Raw genomic sequence first — 21,664 nt, 5'->3', positions numbered from 1 at the left:
ATTAATAAACTGCCTGTAATATTATTACAGGCATTGAGATTAAACCACGCAATTTTATATGCAAACGTATGCATATGTTAATTTTTTGTAATTTTTTTAGACTTTTTAGTAACTACAACCAAATAAATCTAAATTTATTACAATTTATTTACATGACATTCACCAAAATCACACAACTAAGCATTTAACACTTCTCCAACAAGCTCTTTAGCCTCCTTAATTAGCAAGTCTAAATGCGTTTGTCCCAAGAAGCTTTCGGCATATATTTTATAGACATTTTCTGTGCCTGAAGGTCGGGCTGCAAACCAACCATTTTCGGTGCTCACCTTTAAACCGCCAATAGCGGCATTATTACCTGGTGCATGCGTTTGTATATTACTTATTTTTTCACCCGCCAATACTGTTGCTTTAACAACGGAAGCGTCCATATTCGACAATTTAGTCTTCTCTTCTAAACTTGCTGCAACATCAATTCGGGTGTAGCTCGGCTCGCCAAACTCGCTAACTAACTCAGCATACAGTTGCGAGGGGTCCTTCCCCGTAATTGCTTTCATCTCTGCCGCTAACAAACACATTATAAAACCGTCTTTATCGGTAGCCCATGGAGTGGCATCCATTCTCAGGAAAATACCGCCCGCTGACTCTTCGCCTGCAAACCCGATGTTTTGGTTGTTCAGGCCTTCAACGAACCATTTAAAGCCCACAGGCATTTCTGTCAACTCGCGAGGCAGCGTTGCACAAACACGGTCAATCATGCTGCTCGACACCAGTGTTTTACCTACTTGCAAAGTCGATGGCCAATGCGGCCGATGTTGAAATAGGTAATTGATAGCAACCGCTAAATAATGATTTGGGTTCATCAAACCGGCTGTCGGTGTGACGATACCGTGGCGATCAAAGTCCGGATCGTTACCAAAGGCTAAGTCAAATTGATCTCTGAGTGCTATCAAACCTGCCATCGCACTTGCAGAAGAGCAGTCCATGCGAATCTTGCCGTCTTTGTCGCAGTGCATAAAGCTGAACTGCTGATCAAGCGATTGGTTTACAACTTCAATGTTTAGCTTATATTTTTTAGCAATTTTATCCCAATAGTGAATACCCGAACCACCTAGAGGATCTGTACCAAGGTTTAAGCCTGCGTTAGCAATAGCTTGCATATCAATGACCTTATCTAAATCATTGATATACGCCTCCGAAAAATCAATGCTGGTTACCTTGCCACTTTTCATCGCCTCCTCAATATTTGTGCGCTTAACGCCTTTACTGCCAGCCTCAATTAACTCATTTGCGCGATTCTGTATTATCGTCGTTACGTCGGAATCAGCTGGACCACCATGTGGTGGATTATACTTAAACCCGCCATCTGAAGGCGGGTTATGCGAAGGAGTAATCACAACGCCATCAGCCAGCGCAGTTTTTCGTCCTTTATTGTAAGTCAGGATCTTATGAGAAATAACGGGCGTAGGCGTATAACCATTATCTTCTTGAATAACAATATCTACATCATTCGCCGCAAGTACTTCAATAGATGTCGTAATCGCCGCCTCGGACAAAGCGTGTGTGTCCATCCCTATAAAGATAGGTCCTGAAATACCATTGCCCTGTCGATACTCGGCTAGCGCTTGTGCAATCGCGGCGATATGTGTGTCGTTAAATGTCCCAAGCGACGAACAACCTCGATGGCCAGATGTGCCAAAAGCGACGCGTTGTTCTGGGATCTGAAGATTAGGGATCTTCGTATAGTAATCAGATATTAAACGCGCAACGTTAATCAACTGTTCAGGTAAAGCGGGCTTTCCAGCCATTGGATTAAGGCTCATTGGGTTCCTTTTCAACGTATTTGGTTAGTCACATTTTTATAATACGCTGTATTTTGCATAAAACATACATACGTACGTATTAATCATATTGAAGTAGTTTTTAGGCAATTATTCTACACTCATGGTATTACAACAGGAGAATACTATTCAATGCAAACAGAGATAAGTCAGTGTATTGAGGCAATACGTCAACAAATAAAAGGTAAAGATGAGCAAGTAAAACTTGCACTCATCTGTTTGTTGTCAAAAGGTCATTTACTTCTTGAAGATCTCCCAGGAATGGGCAAAACAACCTTGAGCCAATGTTTAGCTTCTGTTTTAAGCATGCAATATGCACGTGTGCAATTTACTTCAGATCTCTTGCCTGCCGATATGTTGGGCGTGAATATATATGAACCAGATACACACAAATTTAGCTTCCATCCAGGGCCTATTTTTAATCAAGTTCTGTTAGCAGACGAAATCAATCGAGCAAGTCCCAAGACACAAAGTGCTTTGCTAGAAGCAATGGCGGAAAGCCAAGTGAGTGTTGATGGAAAGAGTTATGACTTACCGCAACCTTTCTTTGTAATCGCAACACAAAATCCACTTTTTCAATCTGGTACTTACCCGCTTCCTGAATCGCAGATCGATCGGTTTACAATGAAGCTATCCTTAGGTTTTCCAAATTTTGCTGCTGAGAAAGAAATGCTGCTTGAAGAACAAATGCCTAAACAAACGAGTCCTGTGTTAGACACCGACACCTTGTTGAGAATACAAGATGCCGTAGCGAATATAGTCGTGAGTGAAGCCGTGGTGGATTACATATTAGCGTTGGTGAATATCACCAGAGATAATCAAGACTATCCTAACCCCCTTTCACCACGAGCAACTAAAGCAATCTACCATTGTGCACAAGCATGTGCCTTTATTGAGCAACGTGATTTTGTTACACCAGAAGATGTGCAATTTATTTTCTCAGCGGTCACAGAGCATCGCCTACGCGGCCAAGATCAGTTCGCAAGCGCAACTGTCTCTTTGAGCCAGCAAGTATTAAAAAAAGTAGATCCAATGGCCGCATAAGGTACACAGAATGAGTAGCTGGGCGAGCACAAGGCTAGACAAATGGTTAACGAAACGAATACCTCCTAGCAATCAGTATCAACTGGATGTAAATAATACCTTTATATTGCCTACTCGATTCGGTTGGGCTATGACTGGCCTTATGCTTTGCTTATTTATACTTGGCACCAACTACCAGAATAACGTTATCTTGATGTTTTGTTATTTTGTCTTCGCTATTTTGCTTTTATCCATGTTTCATAGTTACGTCAGCTTTGTTCAATACCATATTAGTTTTTCACCACTGCAAGCTAACTTTGCTAACCAAGATGCTAGCGTAAATTTACACTTAAAACATAAACCAAACCGGTCGCAACTTCATGCTCTATCAAATATTGCAGCCTACCGAAAAACACCATTTATGTTTCAATATTTAGACGATGATGCCAACATTGTTTCATTAGGCCGCTTTAAGAGGGGTCGACATACTATTGGTAGATTATCGATAGAAAGTATCTTTCCTTTTGGCTTATTTCGCTGTTGGACACATCTGACTGTGCCTGACAAGTTGACTGTCTACCCCACTCCTCTAGCGGGTCCATTAAAGCTTCGACAACAAAATGAACAAGGCAAGGCGGGTAAGAGTAAAAACAACAAAGTGAATAGTGATGATCTACAAGGGTTAAGAGAGTACCGAGATACCGATCCAATTCATCATGTCTCCTGGAAACACTTCGCCAAAGGTCAAGGCCTGCTCACTCGTGATTTTAATGAAAACGCGGCACTGAATGGTTGGTTGTATTTCAATGACTACCTTCAAGGTGACGTTGAACAAGCATTGTCATTACTGTCATATCAAATTATTGAATTAGGCACTCAGGATGCGTGCTTTGGTTTAAGCATCGGCAATCAGCAAATTATGCCAAGTAAAGGGCACGCTCATCAAACACAATGTTTAGAAGCAATCGCCCTCTACAAACACACTGATTGGGTGGCTTAAATGGAAAGGATCAAAGTTCACAATCGGAGTTATGCCGCTTTTTTATGCTTGGGTACATTCACAGCATTAATTCTGTCACTGCTGTCACCGATGATGGGATGGGTACTTGTTCTATGCGCATGCTCTTTTTCAATAACCGCTTACAAAGCGCACAATAATAGCCCGCCACTGAAAAACAGTTTACTCAATCTTATGGCAATGCTATGCATTGCCATTCTGGTTTGGTTAGCTAAGGATTTTGGTCTTCTCAATACGATGATCAATTTATTGGTAGTTTCCTGTTGCTTAAAAATTCTAAATCTACACCATACCGGCGATTATCAAATGGTTGCGTCGATTCAATTGTTCTTAGTCGGTTGTGGACTTATTTTTCATCAAAGCCTTGCTTACAGCCTATTTTACGGCGTGATTGTCATTCTGTTATTTTGTACGCTGCATGCGATTAAAATTCGCGACACATCCTTTCGAAAATACGCAAAACAGACGCTTCTGTTATTAGCACAGACCATTCCCATTGCTGTTATTTTATTTTTTGTCACACCGAAACTATCCCCACTATGGAAAATGCCAGTTAATAAATCGAATCAAACAGGCTTATCAGAGACGATGACCCCTGGCGATATTGCCAACCTAGCAAAATCAGACGAACTGGTCTTCCGTGCAGAGTTTGACAATGCGTTGCCAAAACCACAGGACACTTATTGGCGTGCGATTGTATTGGATGAATTTGATGGTAAAACATGGTCACTATCCGAACGGTCCAAGGCATTTCAGGGGCCGCCATCTGTGACCTTCACCGGTAAGTCATTAGACTACATAGTGATAGCGGAGCCGACCTCAACCACTTGGCTATACTCTTTAGACATTCCAGTTTTAGTTCAAGGTACTAGTACGCAAACCTTAAAAACCAATCAGCAATTTCAGTTGAGTAGCTCTAGTCCACTGTATACAAAAGGCTTGTATGCATTGCGCTCATTTGTAGAACAACCTTTGAATATCTATGCTGGTTATGAAGACACTTCTCAATATCTACAAGTGCCAAATACTGGCAATCCTGAGACCGTGGAGTTTGTCCTAAAGAATATAAGCCCCAGTATGAGCACACAGGAGAAGATTGCGAGACTCAATGATATTTTTCGTTCAAAGCCATTCAAGTATTCATTGTCACCACCACTGATGCAAAGCAACCCGATCGACCAATTTTTATTTGAAGAACAAGTCGGATTTTGTTCGCATTATGCTTCGGCCCTTACCTATATGCTGAGGTTGGCAAATGTACCCGCTCGGATTGTAACGGGATACCAAGGTGGAGAAGTACAATCTGGTAACGTTATTAGCGTTCATCAATACGATGCTCATGCCTGGGTAGAAGCTTGGGACAAATCAGCCGGATGGACTAGGTTAGACCCCACGGCGATTGTGGCGCCTAACCGCGTTCTCTCGGGCCTATTGAGCTCGATTGAAAACAGAGAAGAGTTTATGAAAAAGACCCCGTTCTCGTTATCACATTTACAAGAGTATGCTTTCTTTAACAAAGTCAGACTATTGATGGCTAAAATAGACCATACTTGGAGTCAGTCGATACTCAGTTACAATCAAGAATCGCAAAAGTTCTTACTAAAACGAATTTTCGGTAGTATGAATGCACAAACATTTTCTTACGCCCTCATCGGAAGCTTTGTCGTCATTGGTCTATTTATCTTTTTGTTATTCATACCAAGAAAGAAAACAAAGCTCAATGAAGACCAATATTGGCTCAAAGGATTATATGCACTTATTGAAAAGCAGGGCCATACAAAAGATGATGGCGAAACATTATTACAGTTTTCAAACCGCGTAGCTCCCCATCTGGATAAACCTTCTAGCGCGGCACTTTCATTCATGGTGAAGTCTTATTACCAATGGAAGTATGCGCAACAGCAACAACTTGAAGACTTTTCAGCAGTCAAACAACGTCTGCATAAACATTTGATGGTATTAGAAAATAGCTCACAAAAATCATAGTGAATATCAAATGACTCGTCACTAACCGCCTCTCTTTACAGAAATTATAGTCAAAAAAAACCCAGCCTTAGCTGGGTTTTTTGATTCTTTCTATAAGCAGCTTATTTAGCAGCTTTTCTCGCTTTCACTTCTTCGATAACTGACTCAGCAACGTTTGCCGGGCAAGGGTTGTAGTGTGAGAACTCCATAGAGAACTGACCACGACCTGAAGTCATTGTACGTAGTGAACCGATGTAACCAAACATTTCTGAAAGTGGCACATCACCTTTGATGCGAACACCAGTTGCGCCAGCTTCTTGGTCTTTGATCATTCCACGACGACGGTTCAAATCACCGATTACGTCACCTACATGATCGTCTGGCGTAAACACGTCGACTTTCATGATTGGCTCAATCAACTGAACGCCCGCTTTCGGAATAGACTGACGGAAAGCACCTTTCGCTGCGATTTCAAATGCTACAGCAGATGAATCCACGGCGTGGAAACCACCATCGTACAACTCAACTTCAACATCCAATACTGGGAAGCCAGCCATGGTGCCTTCGTCCATCATACCTTTAAAGCCCTTCTCGATTGCTGGGAAGAATTCCTTAGGAACGTTACCACCAACTACGACAGACTTAAATGTGAAACCTGAGTTCGGCTCACCTGGACGGATTTTATAATCAATTTTACCAAATTGACCAGAACCACCAGACTGCTTCTTGTGCGTATAAGAATCATCAACTTCTTTCGTAATCGTTTCACGATAAGCTACTTGCGGTTGACCAACTTCTAGCTCAACGCCATAAGTACGCTTCAAAATATCTACTTTGATATCTAGGTGTAACTCACCCATACCAGATAGGATAGTTTCACCAGAATCTTCATCCGTTTCTACACGGAAGGTAGGATCTTCAGCAACCATCTTACCGATTGCAATACCCATCTTTTCAGTTGAACCTTTATCTTTCGGTTTAACCGAAATTGAAATTACAGGCTCTGGGAATACCATCGCTTCAAGGATGATTGGGTCTTTCGGATCACATAAAGTGTGACCAGTTTGTACGTTACTCTTCATGCCGACGATTGCAATGATGTCACCCGCTTGCGCTTTATCTAGCTCGTTACGGTCATCAGCTTGCATTTCACACATACGACCAATACGCTCAGTTTTACCTGTAGCAGAATTCAAAATCGTATCGCCTTTTTTGAGCGTACCTGAGTATATGCGCACGAAAGTGAGCGCACCAAAACGGTCATCTGTTATTTTAAACGCTAAAGCTTTGAATGTTTCATCAGCGGAAACGATTGCATGACGTCCTGTAGGCTCACCTTCTTCATCAGTCAGTGGCTGAGGATCAACTTCTGTCGGGCTTGGCAAGTAATCAACAACGGCATCAAGAATTAACTGAACACCTTTGTTTTTAAATGCAGAACCACAATACGTTGGGAAGAAGTCCATTGTGCGCGTACCTTTACGGATACAACGCTTAAGGTCTTCAATGGAAGGCTCTTCGCCGTCCATATATGCCATCATTAGGTCGTCGTCTTGCTCTACAGCAGTCTCAACCAGCATTTCGCGATATTCTTCTACTTTATCAACCATGTCAGCAGGAACATCTTCGATTGAGTAGTTTTCAGGAAGACCAGTATCATCCCAAACGTATGCTTTACGAGTTAAGAGGTCAACAACACCCACAAACTCATCTTCAATACCGATAGGCAATACCATTACCAACGGGTTGGCCGCTAGTACATCTTTCGTCTGCTTAACAACACGGTAAAAATCAGCACCCATACGGTCTAATTTGTTAACGAAGATAATACGCGCTACTTCTGAGTCATTCGCATAACGCCAGTTAGTTTCTGACTGTGGCTCAACACCACCAGAACCACAGAATACACCGATACCGCCATCAAGTACTTTAAGAGAACGATATACTTCAACAGTGAAGTCAACGTGTCCTGGAGTATCGATAACGTTAAATCTGTGATCTTTCCAAAAACAAGTTACCGCTGCTGATTGAATGGTAATACCACGCTCTGCTTCTTGTTCCATGAAGTCGGTAGTTGATTCACCGTCGTGTACTTCACCCGTCTTATGTATTTGACCGGTGAGTTTCAAAATTCGTTCTGTCGTGGTCGTTTTACCCGCGTCAACGTGAGCAAAAATACCTATGTTTCTGTAATGTGCTAAATCTGACATGTTTCCACTTTATAGGTTCTAAAAAATCGGGGCGGATTATATAGATTATTGCAACGAATTTACACACTTTTCATTCGATTCTTGAAAAAGAATTATGAAAGGTAGTAAACCCATGCTTATTCCGCACCTCCCGTCGATACAGAATATAATCATAAATAATTGTTTTAACTAACTTAAATGTGTTGAAGTGCGAATAATCACGCTTATCTCATCACGATCATGGTAGAGATGTTTAGCCTGCATTTTAAAGTCAATTTGCTGCTTTTCCAGAGAGTTTTTAATCTCATTCAGCAATTCATCAACAATTTGAAAACGGCGCTTCATTGGTAACTTTAAATTAAATATACAACTTGTTGTGAGTCGTTTAAGTAACCATGTTTGCATCAGCTTTGCTACCCTTTCTGGCTTTTCTATCATGTCGCAAACTAACCAATCCACATGGCCGTCTTTGGGCTGATAAACAAAACCGTCAGCCGCATGATAGTCGACCATACCCGTTGCCATGAGTGAATCAGCCATTTCGCCATTGTCTATGGCTTCGACTCTGATTCCGCGGATGACTAGTTGATACGTCCACCCCCCGGGACAGGCTCCCAAATCGACAGCAGTCATGCCCTTTTGAAAACAATTAGCTTGGTCTTGTTTACTTAAAAACAAGCGAATCGCTTCTTCTAGCTTGAGTGTTGAACGACTTGGTGCATCGGCAGGCGACTTCAATCGCATGATGCCCATGGGCTCCGAATTTCTATTCTTCGGTACAGAAATATTGACTAAGCATTCATTGCTTTGCGTAAAATATAAATGTAAGTAGGGTAAACCCGTATTTGGTTTAGCAGACAAACTCCCCTGCTTTCGCATCGCTTGTCTCAGCGGAACGAGAAACTTCTTACAAAACTTGGCGAGCTGTTTCCCCTCTTCATGATCAGGGTGCTCCGCAAATACGTCGCCAAACATACCATCCAATAGCAGAGAGTTTTCACGTAGGTATTCAAGGACACTAGAAACACGATCGTGAGGATTCGAAAACGTCAGACTATCAAAATGTATTAAGCGGGTTCTTGCGAATATGAGGTCATCAAGCGCAATTGCTGAGCGCATTTGTGCTTGGCTTAATTCCGCATAAAAATGGTAATGAACAAGCGTACTTTTTGGTATGAATTGAGCATAGCCGTAAAGATTTTCTTTGGCGCTTAGCATATCAAGCTCTGCAGCTAAGTCTGCTTCATAGCCTTCTCGACAATAAAAAAGCATCGATTTACTGGCTGCAATTTTAAGCTTATTTTCCTGCACGATACACTCCAAGCATAAATAGTAACCAAGCGATAATCATAGCCATGCCGCCTATTGGCGTAATAATGCCCAACATCGAAGCATCGAAAATTGCAATAGCGTAAAGAGAAAACGAAAAACAAAAAATGCCAAAGACTAAAGCAATTGAACTGGCATGCAATAAAGCAACCTTTAGACCAGCCACTTGTTGGCTAAATAGTATTAAAACGCCAATGATTAGCAAAGCGACACCATGCACCAATTGATATTTTACGCCTGTTTGCATAATACTTAATTGGTAGTCGTTCAGGCTGCCTTTCAAGGCATGCGCAGCGAAGGCCCCTAAAATGATGCCTAAACAAAGATATAGCGCGCCAAATATCATCGCAAAGCGCGCCTTTATTGCAAGTTCTAAGCTTGTATCATTGTATTGTTCATCCATTATCACTCTCCACTTGCGCTAACATCCAGTCAGTAAAAATTTGAATCTTTGCTACTTCAGATTGGCCTTGGTGACACACTAAATAAAATGCGTCTTTGCTTTCGAAAGATTCCTCAAATGGACAAATCAACCTACCCGCTTCAATTTCAGGCTTTGCCAACACTGACGTAGACAAGGCGATCCCTTGTCCCAACGAAGCCGCTTGCAAGACTAACATGGTATGGCTGAACATGGGTCCCTGATTTACATTAACGCCGTTAACTTGGAAGTGCTTTAACCAATTTTTCCAAGCGCTTCGACTGCTATCGTGCAAGAGGAGGTGATGCTTTAAATCTTCGAGTGAGTCTAATGGCTTGCCCTTTTGCAATAAAATGGGTGAACACATTGGCGTTAGGTATTCTGAATGTAGTTTAATAGATTCAACCCGTGGCCATTTTCCCTTCCCGTAATAAATGGCAACATCGACCGTTTCATCAAGAAATCCGTCATCCAAATCAACGGCTTTAATTCGCACGTCTATATCTGGATGCAAAATAGAAAACTGGCTTATTTTTGAAACCAGCCACTGACTCGCAAAGCTTGGTGGTGCGGCGACTGTAATAGCGCCCTTTGAACCTAGCGCAAGTAAGCGGTCCGTTGCATCCTGTAGATTTGAAAATATATCTCGCAAATCCATAAAATAGGATTGCCCTTCTTCAGTTAGCAATAAAGTTCGGTTTCTGCGTAAAAATAATTTCGTTGATAAATAGCTTTCTAATGATTTTATTTGATGACTCACCGCTGCTTGTGTCACGAAGAGTTCTTCTGCCGCTTTTGTAAAACTCAAATGCCGGGCTGCCGTTTCAAAGGCTTTTAAAGCATTGAGAGGAGGAAGTCGTTTTGGCATTGTCGGTCACCTGCTGTTTTTCTTTAGCGCATTATACATTAGTTTATCTAATTAATAAGCTGAATTTTTATCATTATCTCTGTTGAAATTTTTAGCCTAATATTCCTGTCTGTTAGAAGGAATAAATTATTGTATTTTAAAGGAATAAAGCTTTTACAATAGTTTAATATTTTTTTAACAATGGAAAGCAAAAAGTAATTAACTAAATTAAGGCAACAAAGATGAAACTTAAACTATTAGCAGTGACGGTACTTTCAGTACTTAGCGTATTTACAGGGACGGTAAATGCACAAAACGACATTAACAAGGATCTTGTTAAAGACAAAACGATTACGATGCAGTTAATCGATAACTCGCTAGAACAGCAATCGTTAGAATTCGCTAAAATCCAATTTGAAAGCGATATAAAAACGATGTTGGCCGGCAAGCCTTTTGAATACAAAAGAAGCTTCTTTGCACGGAACTCTGAACAAAGCCGTTCAGATAAAACGTTATCAGAAGAATAAACAAATAATGACACGGGCTGGGATCCCCCAGCCTATGTAGTTATTGTTGCTGTAGCGCCATAGAGAGCACTTCAATGGGGTGTTTAGGACGCTCAGATTCAAAACGCTTTACTTGACTACGACAAGAATACCCAGTCGCTAGTATTTCTTGATTATCAACTTTAGATTGCTGTACTACGCCAGACCAACTGAGGTCATAAATCCCCTTTGAATTATTAAGTTGTTCTAATTCGTGCCCATAGGTTCCAGCCATACCACAACAACCAACCGCTTTTATCTGTAAATTCAAACCTGCCTGACGAAACACGTCTTGCCATTGTTGTTCACTTTTAGGAAGGGCTGTTTTTTCAGTACAGTGCGCTAATAAATTGTACTGTTTATCTCTTAGGTCATTGCCTTCACTGCTGCCTGCAGCTAACAATTTGGCTTTTTGTGGAGCAGCTAAATTAGACAGCCACTCTGTTGCTGTTAAGACTTCGAAATGACCCCTCCTATCACCTAATATTTTGGTATATTCATCTCGATAACAAAGGACTAGAGAAGCGTCAATTCCGATCATCGGAAGATTCAAGGATGCTATTTCATTCAGTAGCCCTGCAGTCGTGCTCGCTGTTTTCTCAAATCTATCCAGAAAGCCTTTCACATGCTGCGCTTTACCATTCGGTGAAAACGGCAACAATACGGGTTTCAAGCCTAAAGCCTGTATGACTTTCACTAGGTGCTCGACGCACTCTGCATCATAGAAACTGGTAAAAGGATCTTGCACCACCACAACGTGTTTACTGCGGTCTTGCTCGCTCATACTTTTCAAGATCTTGAGGTCTTTGTCGCAGTTTACGTTTTCCAGTCTTACACGCAGATTTGGTTGCGATAACAAGGGAGCATCCACATAACCTATCGTTTTGCGTATCGCCCCTTTTATGACACCTGCATCTAAAAAGAAATTGAAAAAACGTGGAAACTTAGCCATCGCTGGCGCGAGTGTTTCAACGTTGGCAACAAAGTAATCCTTCAATGGTCTAGCATAACGCTGATAATAAATTGATAAAAAGCGCGCTCTGAAGTCTGGCACATCGACACCGACCGGACATTGGCTAGAGCATGATTTACAGGCCAAGCAACCGTTCATCGCTTCAAATACTTCATGTGAAAAGTCAGCTTGCTTACTCTTGCCATTACGTAGCTTTTGCCACCAAGAGCTATGAAACTGTTTATAAGTCAGTGCGGTGGAATCAACGTCTTCACGACTAAGTAAACGCAACCATTCCCGTATGAGTCCAGCTCGACCTTTTGGGCTATGGCGTCTGTCAGACGTAATTTTACTTGATGGGCACATTGGGGAGCTGGTGTCATAATTGAAGCATAAACCGTTGCCATTGCAGCTCATAGCTGGCTCAAATTCTTGTTTAAACGCAATTGGTATGGTGCGATCAAACGTCGCTCGTTTTGTATCTGCTACTTTGACCAAAGTTGCATCTGAATCTAATGGCGTACATATTTTACCAGGATTCATTTTGTTCAATGGGTCAAAGGCAGATTTGATTTTACGAAGCTCGATGTATAAGTCTTCGCCAAAGAACGCGGGGGCATATTCACTGCGATAGCCTTTGCCATGCTCTCCCCACATCAATCCGCCATATTTTGCAACCAAGGCAACGACTTGATCGGAAATTGTATTGACGAGCAGCTCTTGTTCAATATCACACAGGTCCAAGGCCGGGCGCACGTGTAAAACGCCCGCATCAACGTGACCAAACATACCATATTGTAAACCATGGCTATCCAAAAGGTCGCGGAACTCCATAATAAAGTCAGCGAGGTTTTCTGGCGGCACCGCCGTATCTTCGGCAAATGCAATTGGTTTTTGGCTACCTTTCGTTTTGCCTAGCAAACCTACCGATTTTTTGCGCATGCCATAAATTTTATTAATATCACTGCGCGAATAGGTCACTTGAAAACCGATGACACCATCATCACCATTTTCAGCAGATTGCCTTAGCGATTCAGATAAGCTCGCAATTTTGGCTTCTATTTCATTTTTGTCATCACTGTTATATTCCACCATGTTCAAACCCAACATGGTTTTACCCTCTACATCAGTGATTAAGTCAGCTACGCTATGCCAAACAATATCCGCTCGTGCAAGATTCAGTACAGTACTATCAACGGTTTCAACCGAGGTTGCATTTGCTTCAATCATACTGGGAGCATGACGCAAGGCGGACTCAAACAAATCATATTTGACGTTCACCAGTGCAGTATATTTCGGAATTTTAGTTATGTTTAACTTGGCTTCAGCAACGAAGGCCAAAGAACCTTCTGCACCCGTTATCAAGCGACTGAGGTCTATTGTCTGCTTTTCATCGTTGTACACATGTTCCAAGTCATATCCGGTCAAGAATCGGTTTAAACGCGGGAATTTAGCTAGAATTTGCTGTCGTTTATCTATCGCTGTCGCCAGCACTTGGCGCATAATTCGACCGAGACTACTTTCTTCGTTTGCAATTTCCTTCGCTTGCTCTACAGAGATTGGCTGAGTCTCGATAAGCTCTCCATTCGCAAGGACTGAACGCAAACCCAATACATGATCACTGGTTTTACCATATACAAGACTGCCTTGGCCTGATGCGTCAGTGCTTATCATGCCACCCACGGTCGCTCTATTGCTAGTCGATAAGTCGGGAGAGAAGAAATATCCCATGGGCCGTAGATAATCGTTCAACGCATCCTTTACCACGCCTGACTGTACTCTAACCCACCCCTCGTCAGCGTTGTACTCCAGAATCTTATTCATATAGCGCGAGGTATCAACAACCACACCAGGCGTTAGCGACTGTCCATTGGTCCCTGTGCCGCCTCCTCTGGCACTAAAACTGACACTAGGCCACTGCGATGCAATACTGGCAATTAAGCCCAAGTCGTCGGTGCCTCGTGGGTGCAGCACAGCTTGTGGCAACTGTTGGTAAATACTGTTGTCAGTAGCAACCGCTAATCGACTAGCATAGCTAAACTCAATGTCACCAGCGTACTTGCTCTCGCGTAAGTGGTCTAAAAATGCCCGTACATCTGCGTTAATAGTGTCTCGGGGCGATAAGATAGGTAATGCTGTCAACTAAGCTCTCCTTTTAAGCAAGCTCAAGTATATCTACTACGTTAAAAATGCTCTAGTCGGTTTATGGACCATTTTAATTTTTCTTATATCTTTCTCAAAAGCAAAGCCCTTAACAATAAGTCAATTGTCCCGCCACCTGAATTTAAATATAGCAATTTATACCTAATTAGGTTATTATCTCTTCTGCCGATAGTTTAATGAGAGGACAGAAATAAAGGCGTGCCACACTATTGCGCAACAGGCACCCAAGAATTGGAGTAAGAAATGAAGAAATTTTTCAAAAAGTTATTAAAGAAACGTCACCCCTATGCTCCCGTAGCATATCTAGGCCGCAAGACCGTTGAAGGCTCTATGGGCTGCAAAGTGGTTAAGACCAAGAAGTTATATAAACTCATACAAGAAGAGCAAGCTCAACACTAAGCAAGTGTTAAACAAATAAATCTCTTCTTTTAATCGCAGTGCTCACATTTATCGAATAGCTTACTGTTAAGGCTTGTGCCAACCCAACACGATCAAATGTTAGCTCTGTGATATGAACAAGCGCTCGCCCATAAAATTCTCGTTGGTTCATCTTCATAAAGTTCATAACGGCATGAGAACACAATCACGAATATGAAACATGTTTTTTTATCTACGCAGATCCAAATGAGCTAAAACGAAAAGAGCGCGGTGAATACATTTTCACTGCGCCCTTGTTTTGGCTTCTGTCGTGAGGCCCTTTAAGATTTACACAAGTTTAACCATGCTTTTCAGCTAAGTATAACCATGTTTCAACAACGGTATCAGGGTTGAGAGAAACAGAGTCTATTCCTTGTTCGACTAACCAAGCTGCAAAGTCTTCATGGTCAGATGGTCCCTGACCACATATACCAACATACTTGCCTCGTGCTTTCGCTGCTTTGATCGCCATCGCAAGTAAGGCTTTCACTGCAGGGTTACGCTCATCAAATAAATGTGCAATCAAACCTGAGTCTCTATCCAAACCAAGCGTTAGCTGTGTCAAGTCATTAGAACCAATAGAGAAACCGTCAAAAATGTCGAGGAACTGATCTGCTAACAAGGCGTTTGAAGGCAATTCACACATCATAATAATGCGCAGTCCATTCTCTCCTTTTACCAGTCCTTGATCGGCTAACAACTCAATGACCTTTTCACCCTCTTCCAATGTGCGAACGAATGGGATCATGATCTCTACATTGGTTAAGCCCATGTCATTTCGAACACGCTTAATCGCTTCACATTCCAAGGCAAAACAGTCTCTAAAATCTTCAGAGATGTAGCGACTTGCACCGCGAAAACCTAGCATTGGATTTTCTTCGTCTGGCTCGTATTGGTAACCACCTACCAGATTAAAGTACTCATTTGACTTAAAGTCTGACATACGCACAATCACTTTCTTCGGTGAAAATGCTGCGCCAATCGTCGAAATACCTTCAACTAATTTTTGAATATAAAACTCTACAGGTGATTCATAACCAGCAATCATTTCTGAAATTTCGTCTTTCAACTCTTCAGGCTGCTCATCGAAATTCAATAGTGCTTTAGGGTGAACACCAATCATTCGGTTAATAATAAACTCAAGACGAGCCAAGCCAACACCTTCATGCGGTAAGCGCGCGAAGTCGAATGCTCTGTCTGGGTTACCGACGTTCATCATAATATTCAGAGGTAGATCAGGCATAGAATCTATGCGTGAGGTAATGACTTCGAAGTTTAGTTCTTGGTTATAGATATAACCGGTGTCACCTTCAGCACAACTCACGGTAATCGCATCACCAGTCTCAATACTATCGGTAGCATTGCCGCAACCAACAACCGCAGGAATACCCATTTCACGCGCAATAATAGCGGCATGACAAGTACGGCCACCACGATTAGTAACAATCGCTGAGGCTTTCTTCATGATAGGCTCCCAATCTGGGTCGGTCATATCGGTGACCAGCACATCGCCCACTTCAATCATGTCCATCTCAGCGATTGAACCTAGTACTTTCGCTTTACCAGCACCTATTTTGTGCCCTATCGCACGACCTTCACAAACAATCTTGGTTGCATCACTTGTCAATTGAAAGCGCTCAATGACTTGCATGTCTTCGCGACTGCGCACAGTTTCAGGTCTTGCTTGCACAATGTATAGCTTGCCATCGATACCATCTTTCGCCCACTCAATGTCCATAGCACGGCCGTAGTGCTTTTCAATCGTCTGGGCTTGTTTAGCGAGTTCCATGACTTCTTCATCGTTAAGAGAGAAGCGCATGCTATCGGCTTTATCAATATCAACAATTTCGACTTGTTTTCCGTGCTCAAGGTCATCCGAGTAAATCATTTTGACTAATTTACTACCTAAATTACGGCGAACGATAGCGGGATTACCAGCATCTAGGGTTGGCTTGTGTACATAGAATTCGTCAGGATTCACAGCGCCTTGAACAACCATTTCGCCTAACCCAAATGAGCTGGTTACAAACACAACGTCTTCGAAACCAGACTCGGTATCAATAGTGAACATGACGCCTGAAGATGACATATCACTGCGCACCATGCGCTGGATACCTGCAGAAAGCGCAACGCCTTTGTGGTCATAACCTTGGTGTACGCGATAGGAAATAGCGCGGTCATTAAACAGCGAAGCAAACACGTGCTTGATGGCAACTAACACCGACTCGTACCCTTTCACATTTAGAAAGGTTTCCTGCTGCCCTGCAAAAGAAGCGTCAGGCATATCTTCTGCTGTTGCAGATGAACGAACCGCAAAAGATGCCTCATCGCCAGCTTCACCCTGAAGATGAGTAAAGGCAGATTTAATTTCTGCCTCTAGTTCAGGCTGGAACGGCGTATCGAGTATCCATTGACGAATATTCTTGCCCGCTTCAGCAAGCGCATTGACGTCATCAACGTCCAAAGCATCCAAAACATCGTGTATTTTAGCTTCAACTCCACTTTGTTCTAGAAACTGATTAAATGCGTGTGATGTTGTTGCAAATCCTCCCGGTACTTGAACACCTGCATTCGACAGGTTTGATATCATTTCTCCCAATGATGCATTTTTACCACCCACACGGTTAACATCATCCATGCCCAATTCTTGATACCAAAGTACGTATTCTTGCACTGCTTAAAGCCTCCAGCTTGTTTAATTGCCGATAAGTTTTTTGTCACGTTTTGTTGTAACAAGGTATGATTAATTTCATGCGATAGTACACAGCTGTAAATTACTGTTTACTTTCCGCAGTCGGGATTCTAAATTGTCCCTCATAAGAAAGTAAAATTTAATTTATTTTCGTAATTAATTTACAACAATGTTAAGGAGATGTTGTGCGCACCGCTTTTTACATATCAGATGGTACAGCCATTACCGCAGAAGTTTTTGGGCACGCTTTGCTGTCTTTATTTCCCACAGAATTTCAACATATCACCATTCCTTTTGTTGAAACAGAACAACATGCTCTTGAGGTCTTAGAAAAGATAAAACAGCATTTTGAAGAAAGTGGAGACCGTCCATTAGTTTTTTATACGATGGTAAATAGCGATGTTCGCAAATTAATGAGTCAATCGGTGGGTATTAATTACAACTTTTTAGACCAGTTTGTTGCGCCTCTTGAGAAGGTCATCGGTTTGCCTTCTAAACCAGAAAAACATCGCACACATAGTATCCATGAAAAAACGTATGATATTCGAATTGAAGCCGTAAATTATGCTTTAGCAAATGATGATGGAAGTAACCTCAAAGATTACCATGAAGCTGACATTATTCTAGTCGGTGTATCACGCTCGGGGAAAACGCCTACCAGTTTATATTTGGCACTACAGTATGGAATTAAGGCGGCAAATTACCCATTTACAGAAGATGACATGGGCGATATTTTAAAACTACCGGCAACTCTAAGACGATTTCAGAAGAAACTATTTGGGCTAACCATTGATGCAAATCGATTACATCAAATACGCTCAGAACGCAAAGCCAACAGTCGTTACGCATCTATGCAGCAATGTCGAATGGAACTTAGAGAAGTGGAAAATTTATATCGAAAAGAGAAGATACCGTTTCTAAACAGCACCAAATTCTCTATTGAAGAAATATCGGCAAAAATATTGGCAACCACGGGCTTACAACGAAGAAAGTACTGAACTTAGTAGGCCGCATCACTATTTATCAGTTGGCTGCTCTTTTGCTTTAAGTGAATTAGGTCGGCCGCCTGTTACCTTATCGGCCCTGCCCTCTTCTTTGGCTTTTTCAGCTCGGCGTTTACGTACTTCTTTTGGGTCTGCAATCAAAGGACGATAAATTTCAATTCGATCCCCGTCTGAAAGGTTTTGCGTAAGTTTACATACTCTATTCCAAACGCCTACTTTATTGCTCTCTAAGTCTATTTCTGGGTGTAAACTAAGTATACCAGAGGTGTTAATAGCATCTTCTACACTTGAATTCGCTTCCACACTGACTTTTAACAAACTTTGCTTGTTTGGCAATCCGTAAACCACTTCAATTTCAATAGCATTGTCCATTACTTGTACACTTCCTTCGCACGCTGACTGAATGCGTTTACCATATTGTTAGCCAAGGAATTGAATATTTTGCCAAATGCTAACTCAACTAATTTGTTGGTAAAAACAAAATCAAGATTTAATTCAATTTTGCAGGCTTCATCTGATAGAGGAGTAAAACGCCAACCACCGCTTAAAGACTTAAAAGGACCGTCAGATAAATCCATCTCGATAGACGCCCCCTTTACTAAGGTATTCTTTGTCGTCAAGGTTTGCCGCACGCCCGCTTTAGATAGCACCATCGTAGCCAACATATGAGAGTCGCTTTCTTCAAGCACAGAGCTCTTCTCACATCCTGGCAAAAACTGATCATAGGATTCGACATCATTTACAAGTTCATACATCTGATTTGCACTATAGGCTACAAGTGCATTTCGCTGAATACTGGGCATTAATTACGAGCTACCTTTACTAAATTACGTGTAGTTTATCACTGATACTTAAGAATAACAGAACGAAAAATCAAGTACATAAAGACAAACCCGAGAACCTTGATATAATACGCCTATGAAAAAATCTAAAAATACTAACAATACAATCGCACTTAATAAAAGAGCGCGACATGAATACCATCTTATTGACAAGTTTGAAGCTGGTCTGCAATTACAGGGCTGGGAAGTCAAAAGTATTCGCGCAGGCAAAGCGAACATCACAGACAGTTACGTTTTTATCAAAGACGGCGAAGCCTACGTGAGCAATATTAATATAATGCCTCTCAACCAAGCTTCTACGCACGTTATTAGCGACCCAACTAGGGTACGCAAGTTACTTTTGAAGAAGCGAGAAATTGAAGAGCTAATGGGTGGCCTAGATCGCAAAGGTTTAACCATTGTAGCAACAGCTATGTATTGGAAGGCATGCTGGGTGAAGTTAGAAATTCAACTCGCTAAAGGGAAGCAAGAACACGATAAGCGAGACACAGTGAAAGATCGTGATTGGGCGAGACAAAAAGAAAGAATGATGAAACACAGCGCATAAGGTTTCGCGTGCGCTGTTTACCTGTTTAATCAATAAACTGCTTTCGATAGCGCTTAGTTAACTTTGCCGCTCTTATTTGGTCAATTATCAAACTGATCAAAGGACTGCTCGAGCGACTGGGGCGTTTGCCCTTGCCAAGATTCCTAAGTTGTCGTTTCACCAATGCCATATTGGCTAATCCCGACAAGGTTTTATCTTTCCAGCCAGTGTTCGGGATAAAACCCTCAAAGTCTGCGTTGACGGTCCATTTGTTAACCAACGCAGGATCATAAGCTAAGGCAGATGCAATACCGACTAAGTCCATGCCGCTTGAGAGCACTTCGTTAGCAACAGGTAATCGTTTTACTCCCCCCGTGGTCATCACAGGAATGTTACTATGTTCAGCAATGCGCTTTGCAAACGTTAAAAAGTAGGCCTCTCTGGCAAGCGTTCGTTCGTCACCACTCTTGCCTTGCATTGCGGGGGCTTCATATGAACCGCCAGATAACTCAATAAAATCTAAGCTACTGTCGTTTAGCCATTTCACCACTTGTATAGCATCTTCAACGTCAAATCCACCTCGTTGGAAATCAGCAGAATTTAACTTTACCGACACAATAAAGTCGGTACCACAGGCTATTCTTACTCGCTGAATGACTTCGAGCAATAGCCTAGCGCGGTTTGCTAGCTCTCCACCCCATTCATCATTTCGTTTATTGGTTAAAGGTGATAAAAATTGACTCAACAAATAACCATGAGCTGAGTGAACTTGTATACCGTCAAAACCTGCATCGCGTGCACGTAAGGCTGTATTTTCAAAACGCTGTATCACATCTTGAATCTCTTCTTCAGTCATTGCTTTGGGTGCGGTGAACAAACCGCTATGTTTGCCCATATCAAGTGCTACATCTGATGGAGAAAGGACTTTACCACCCATTTTTTTAAAAACTTGTCGACCAGGGTGATTGATCTGCATGATCACTTTAGTATCATTCTGTTTTGCTATTTCAGACCATTCTCTGAATGCTTTGACCGGCGTATCTTTTTCAAGCACAACTCCGCCAGGCCCAGTCATAGCTAACTTATCGACCATAACGTTACCGGTAATGATAAGACCTACTCCCCCTTTCGCCCAACTAGCATAGAGGTTTTTTAGGGCTGTACCAGGTAACTGATTCGGCTCGGACATATTCTCTTCCATTGCGGATTTTACAAAGCGATTTTTAACTTCAATACCACAATTAAACTGAAACGGCGTAAATGCATTCATGTTGACTTAAAGACCTTAGAAGTAATGGATTAAACAATGCCACTAAGTGTGGGAAATTCAAGTTCAAATATAAATACACTAATATAAGTATATGAATAAACTTAGCTTTAAATAGCAACAAAAAGAACCTCAGTCAGCAAAACAAGCTGTTTTAGCCAAACAAAAGTGTTATACTACAACACTATCTCGGGGCTGCTCTGGATTCGACAGGATTCAATGATGCTTGAGGTGCATGCAGAGGTGCGGTTGGCCTCTTTAAAAAACCGCAAAAAAATAGTCGCAAACGACGAAAACTACGCACTAGCAGCTTAATAACCTGCATAGGCCCTTCCACTCAAGCTTTGGTCACTAGCTGAGGTTCGGAAGGTCATACTAATGACCTAGCGAGGGATGCTTGTCTAAGGCTGAACCGCGAAATAGTATTAGGCCAGTCCGAAAGAACCCTGTTTGTCGGGGTCCGTAGGATTAAATAAAAGACAAACTAAGCATGTAGTACCAACGGTTGACGCTTTCTGGACGCGGGTTCAATTCCCGCCAGCTCCACCACATTCTTAGAATTAAATATTCTAAACGGTTCATAACGAACCAATAAGAACCCTCTAAACCAAGAGAAATCAAGGCTT

General features: G+C 41.9%; 17 protein-coding genes and 1 other RNA gene. 8 read left to right on the top strand and 10 right to left on the bottom strand.

Features of this window, described 5'->3' with window-relative positions:
- Positions 1–176: 176 nt before the first annotated feature.
- Positions 177–1,820 (bottom strand): phosphoglucomutase (alpha-D-glucose-1,6-bisphosphate-dependent), encoded by a 1,644-nt coding sequence (pgm, locus tag RM556_RS01015; protein ID WP_311373650.1) that lies wholly within the window; start codon positions 1,818–1,820, stop codon positions 177–179.
- A 150-nt stretch (positions 1,821–1,970) separates the two neighbouring features.
- Here pgm and RM556_RS01010 point away from each other — a divergent pair, with 150 nt between their 5' ends.
- The 3 genes from RM556_RS01010 to RM556_RS01000 are packed head-to-tail and all read left to right on the top strand — an operon-like array spanning position 1,971 to position 5,865.
- Positions 1,971–2,882, top strand: coding sequence for a MoxR family ATPase (locus RM556_RS01010; RefSeq protein ID WP_311360090.1), 912 nt, complete (start codon positions 1,971–1,973; stop codon positions 2,880–2,882).
- Between the two features lie 10 nt (positions 2,883–2,892).
- The gene (locus RM556_RS01005; RefSeq protein WP_311360089.1) at positions 2,893–3,861 is read left to right on the top strand and encodes a DUF58 domain-containing protein; all 969 of its coding nucleotides are present in this window, start codon (positions 2,893–2,895) and stop codon (positions 3,859–3,861) included.
- Positions 3,862–5,865: a DUF3488 and transglutaminase-like domain-containing protein gene (locus RM556_RS01000; RefSeq protein WP_311373649.1), complete on the top strand. Its 2,004-nt coding sequence runs from the start codon at positions 3,862–3,864 to the stop codon at positions 5,863–5,865.
- Positions 5,866–5,966: 101 nt separating this feature from the next.
- Here the strand turns inward: RM556_RS01000 and fusA are convergent, their stop codons facing one another.
- From fusA to RM556_RS00980, 4 genes are all read right to left on the bottom strand, one after another.
- On the bottom strand, positions 5,967–8,054 hold the full coding sequence (fusA, locus tag RM556_RS00995; RefSeq protein ID WP_311373648.1) for an elongation factor G: 2,088 nt from the start codon (positions 8,052–8,054) through the stop codon (positions 5,967–5,969).
- Positions 8,055–8,222: 168 nt separating this feature from the next.
- Positions 8,223–9,344, bottom strand: a complete 1,122-nt coding sequence (gene rlmM, locus RM556_RS00990) for a 23S rRNA (cytidine(2498)-2'-O)-methyltransferase RlmM (RefSeq protein ID WP_311373647.1) — start codon at positions 9,342–9,344, stop codon at positions 8,223–8,225.
- A complete protein-coding gene (locus RM556_RS00985) occupies positions 9,331–9,765 on the bottom strand; it encodes a DUF423 domain-containing protein (RefSeq protein ID WP_311360085.1) in 435 nt (144 codons plus the stop codon). Before RM556_RS00985 ends, rlmM begins: the two co-directional genes overlap by 14 nt.
- Positions 9,758–10,651 carry a transcriptional regulator GcvA gene (locus RM556_RS00980; RefSeq protein ID WP_311360084.1) on the bottom strand — a complete coding sequence of 298 codons (894 nt, stop codon included), beginning with the start codon at positions 10,649–10,651 and terminating at the stop codon, positions 9,758–9,760. Before RM556_RS00980 ends, RM556_RS00985 begins: the two co-directional genes overlap by 8 nt.
- Positions 10,652–10,872: 221 nt before the next feature.
- Between RM556_RS00980 and RM556_RS00975 the strand changes: the two genes are divergently transcribed.
- Positions 10,873–11,157: a hypothetical protein gene (locus RM556_RS00975; RefSeq protein WP_311360083.1), complete on the top strand. Its 285-nt coding sequence runs from the start codon at positions 10,873–10,875 to the stop codon at positions 11,155–11,157.
- Positions 11,158–11,197: 40 nt separating this feature from the next.
- Here RM556_RS00975 and RM556_RS00970 read toward each other — a convergent pair whose 3' ends face one another.
- Positions 11,198–14,269: an FAD-binding and (Fe-S)-binding domain-containing protein gene (locus RM556_RS00970; protein ID WP_311373646.1), complete on the bottom strand. Its 3,072-nt coding sequence runs from the start codon at positions 14,267–14,269 to the stop codon at positions 11,198–11,200.
- Between the two features lie 264 nt (positions 14,270–14,533).
- On the opposite strand from RM556_RS00970, the gene RM556_RS00965 reads away from it, so the two are divergent.
- Positions 14,534–14,689 (top strand): hypothetical protein, encoded by a 156-nt coding sequence (locus RM556_RS00965; protein ID WP_311360081.1) that lies wholly within the window; start codon positions 14,534–14,536, stop codon positions 14,687–14,689.
- Between the two features lie 316 nt (positions 14,690–15,005).
- On the opposite strand, the gene ppsA is transcribed toward RM556_RS00965, so the two are convergent.
- Positions 15,006–17,381: a phosphoenolpyruvate synthase gene (gene ppsA, locus RM556_RS00960; protein WP_311360080.1), complete on the bottom strand. Its 2,376-nt coding sequence runs from the start codon at positions 17,379–17,381 to the stop codon at positions 15,006–15,008.
- A 203-nt stretch (positions 17,382–17,584) separates the two neighbouring features.
- On the opposite strand from ppsA, the gene RM556_RS00955 reads away from it, so the two are divergent.
- Entirely contained in the window at positions 17,585–18,397 is an 813-nt protein-coding gene (locus tag RM556_RS00955; protein WP_311360079.1) for a pyruvate, water dikinase regulatory protein, read from the top strand.
- A gap of 18 nt (positions 18,398–18,415) precedes the next feature.
- On the opposite strand, the gene RM556_RS00950 is transcribed toward RM556_RS00955, so the two are convergent.
- Both RM556_RS00950 and RM556_RS00945 read right to left on the bottom strand, forming a co-directional pair.
- Positions 18,416–18,775 (bottom strand): RnfH family protein, encoded by a 360-nt coding sequence (locus RM556_RS00950; RefSeq protein WP_311360078.1) that lies wholly within the window; start codon positions 18,773–18,775, stop codon positions 18,416–18,418.
- Positions 18,775–19,206 carry an SRPBCC family protein gene (locus RM556_RS00945; protein ID WP_311360077.1) on the bottom strand — a complete coding sequence of 144 codons (432 nt, stop codon included), beginning with the start codon at positions 19,204–19,206 and terminating at the stop codon, positions 18,775–18,777. Before RM556_RS00945 ends, RM556_RS00950 begins: the two co-directional genes overlap by 1 nt.
- A 115-nt stretch (positions 19,207–19,321) precedes the next feature.
- Between RM556_RS00945 and smpB the strand changes: the two genes are divergently transcribed.
- On the top strand, positions 19,322–19,792 hold the full coding sequence (smpB, locus tag RM556_RS00940; protein ID WP_311360076.1) for an SsrA-binding protein SmpB: 471 nt from the start codon (positions 19,322–19,324) through the stop codon (positions 19,790–19,792).
- A 25-nt stretch (positions 19,793–19,817) separates the two neighbouring features.
- Here smpB and RM556_RS00935 read toward each other — a convergent pair whose 3' ends face one another.
- A complete protein-coding gene (locus RM556_RS00935; RefSeq protein WP_311373645.1) occupies positions 19,818–21,041 on the bottom strand; it encodes an NADH:flavin oxidoreductase/NADH oxidase family protein in 1,224 nt (407 codons plus the stop codon).
- Between the two features lie 188 nt (positions 21,042–21,229).
- Here RM556_RS00935 and ssrA point away from each other — a divergent pair.
- Positions 21,230–21,587: a transfer-messenger RNA gene (gene ssrA, locus RM556_RS00930) on the top strand.
- The last annotated feature ends 77 nt before the right edge of the window (positions 21,588–21,664 follow it).

Origin of the sequence: Alteromonas sp. W364 (assembly GCF_031846205.1) — a bacterium.
In the GTDB taxonomy this organism is placed as follows: domain Bacteria; phylum Pseudomonadota; class Gammaproteobacteria; order Enterobacterales; family Alteromonadaceae; genus Glaciecola; species Glaciecola blandensis.
Note: the sequence above shows the minus strand (reverse complement) of the source record. Positions and strands in the feature narration are given on the sequence as shown.

Excerpts from the sequence above, each read along its gene's own strand:
- RM556_RS00950 (WP_311360078.1), bottom strand. The coding sequence starts at position 18,775 with ATGGACAATGCTATTGAAATTGAAGTGGTTTACGGATTGCCAAACAAG.
- RM556_RS01010 (WP_311360090.1), top strand. The coding sequence starts at position 1,971 with ATGCAAACAGAGATAAGTCAGTGTATTGAGGCAATACGTCAACAAATA.
- smpB (WP_311360076.1), top strand. The coding sequence starts at position 19,322 with ATGAAAAAATCTAAAAATACTAACAATACAATCGCACTTAATAAAAGA.
- RM556_RS00985 (WP_311360085.1), bottom strand. The coding sequence starts at position 9,765 with ATGGATGAACAATACAATGATACAAGCTTAGAACTTGCAATAAAGGCG.
- RM556_RS00980 (WP_311360084.1), bottom strand. The coding sequence starts at position 10,651 with ATGCCAAAACGACTTCCTCCTCTCAATGCTTTAAAAGCCTTTGAAACG.
- RM556_RS00975 (WP_311360083.1), top strand. The coding sequence starts at position 10,873 with ATGAAACTTAAACTATTAGCAGTGACGGTACTTTCAGTACTTAGCGTA.
- pgm (WP_311373650.1), bottom strand. The coding sequence starts at position 1,820 with ATGAGCCTTAATCCAATGGCTGGAAAGCCCGCTTTACCTGAACAGTTG.
- RM556_RS01000 (WP_311373649.1), top strand. The coding sequence starts at position 3,862 with ATGGAAAGGATCAAAGTTCACAATCGGAGTTATGCCGCTTTTTTATGC.
- RM556_RS00935 (WP_311373645.1), bottom strand. The coding sequence starts at position 21,041 with ATGAATGCATTTACGCCGTTTCAGTTTAATTGTGGTATTGAAGTTAAA.
- RM556_RS01005 (WP_311360089.1), top strand. The coding sequence starts at position 2,893 with ATGAGTAGCTGGGCGAGCACAAGGCTAGACAAATGGTTAACGAAACGA.
- fusA (WP_311373648.1), bottom strand. The coding sequence starts at position 8,054 with ATGTCAGATTTAGCACATTACAGAAACATAGGTATTTTTGCTCACGTT.
- RM556_RS00965 (WP_311360081.1), top strand. The coding sequence starts at position 14,534 with ATGAAGAAATTTTTCAAAAAGTTATTAAAGAAACGTCACCCCTATGCT.
- RM556_RS00945 (WP_311360077.1), bottom strand. The coding sequence starts at position 19,206 with ATGCCCAGTATTCAGCGAAATGCACTTGTAGCCTATAGTGCAAATCAG.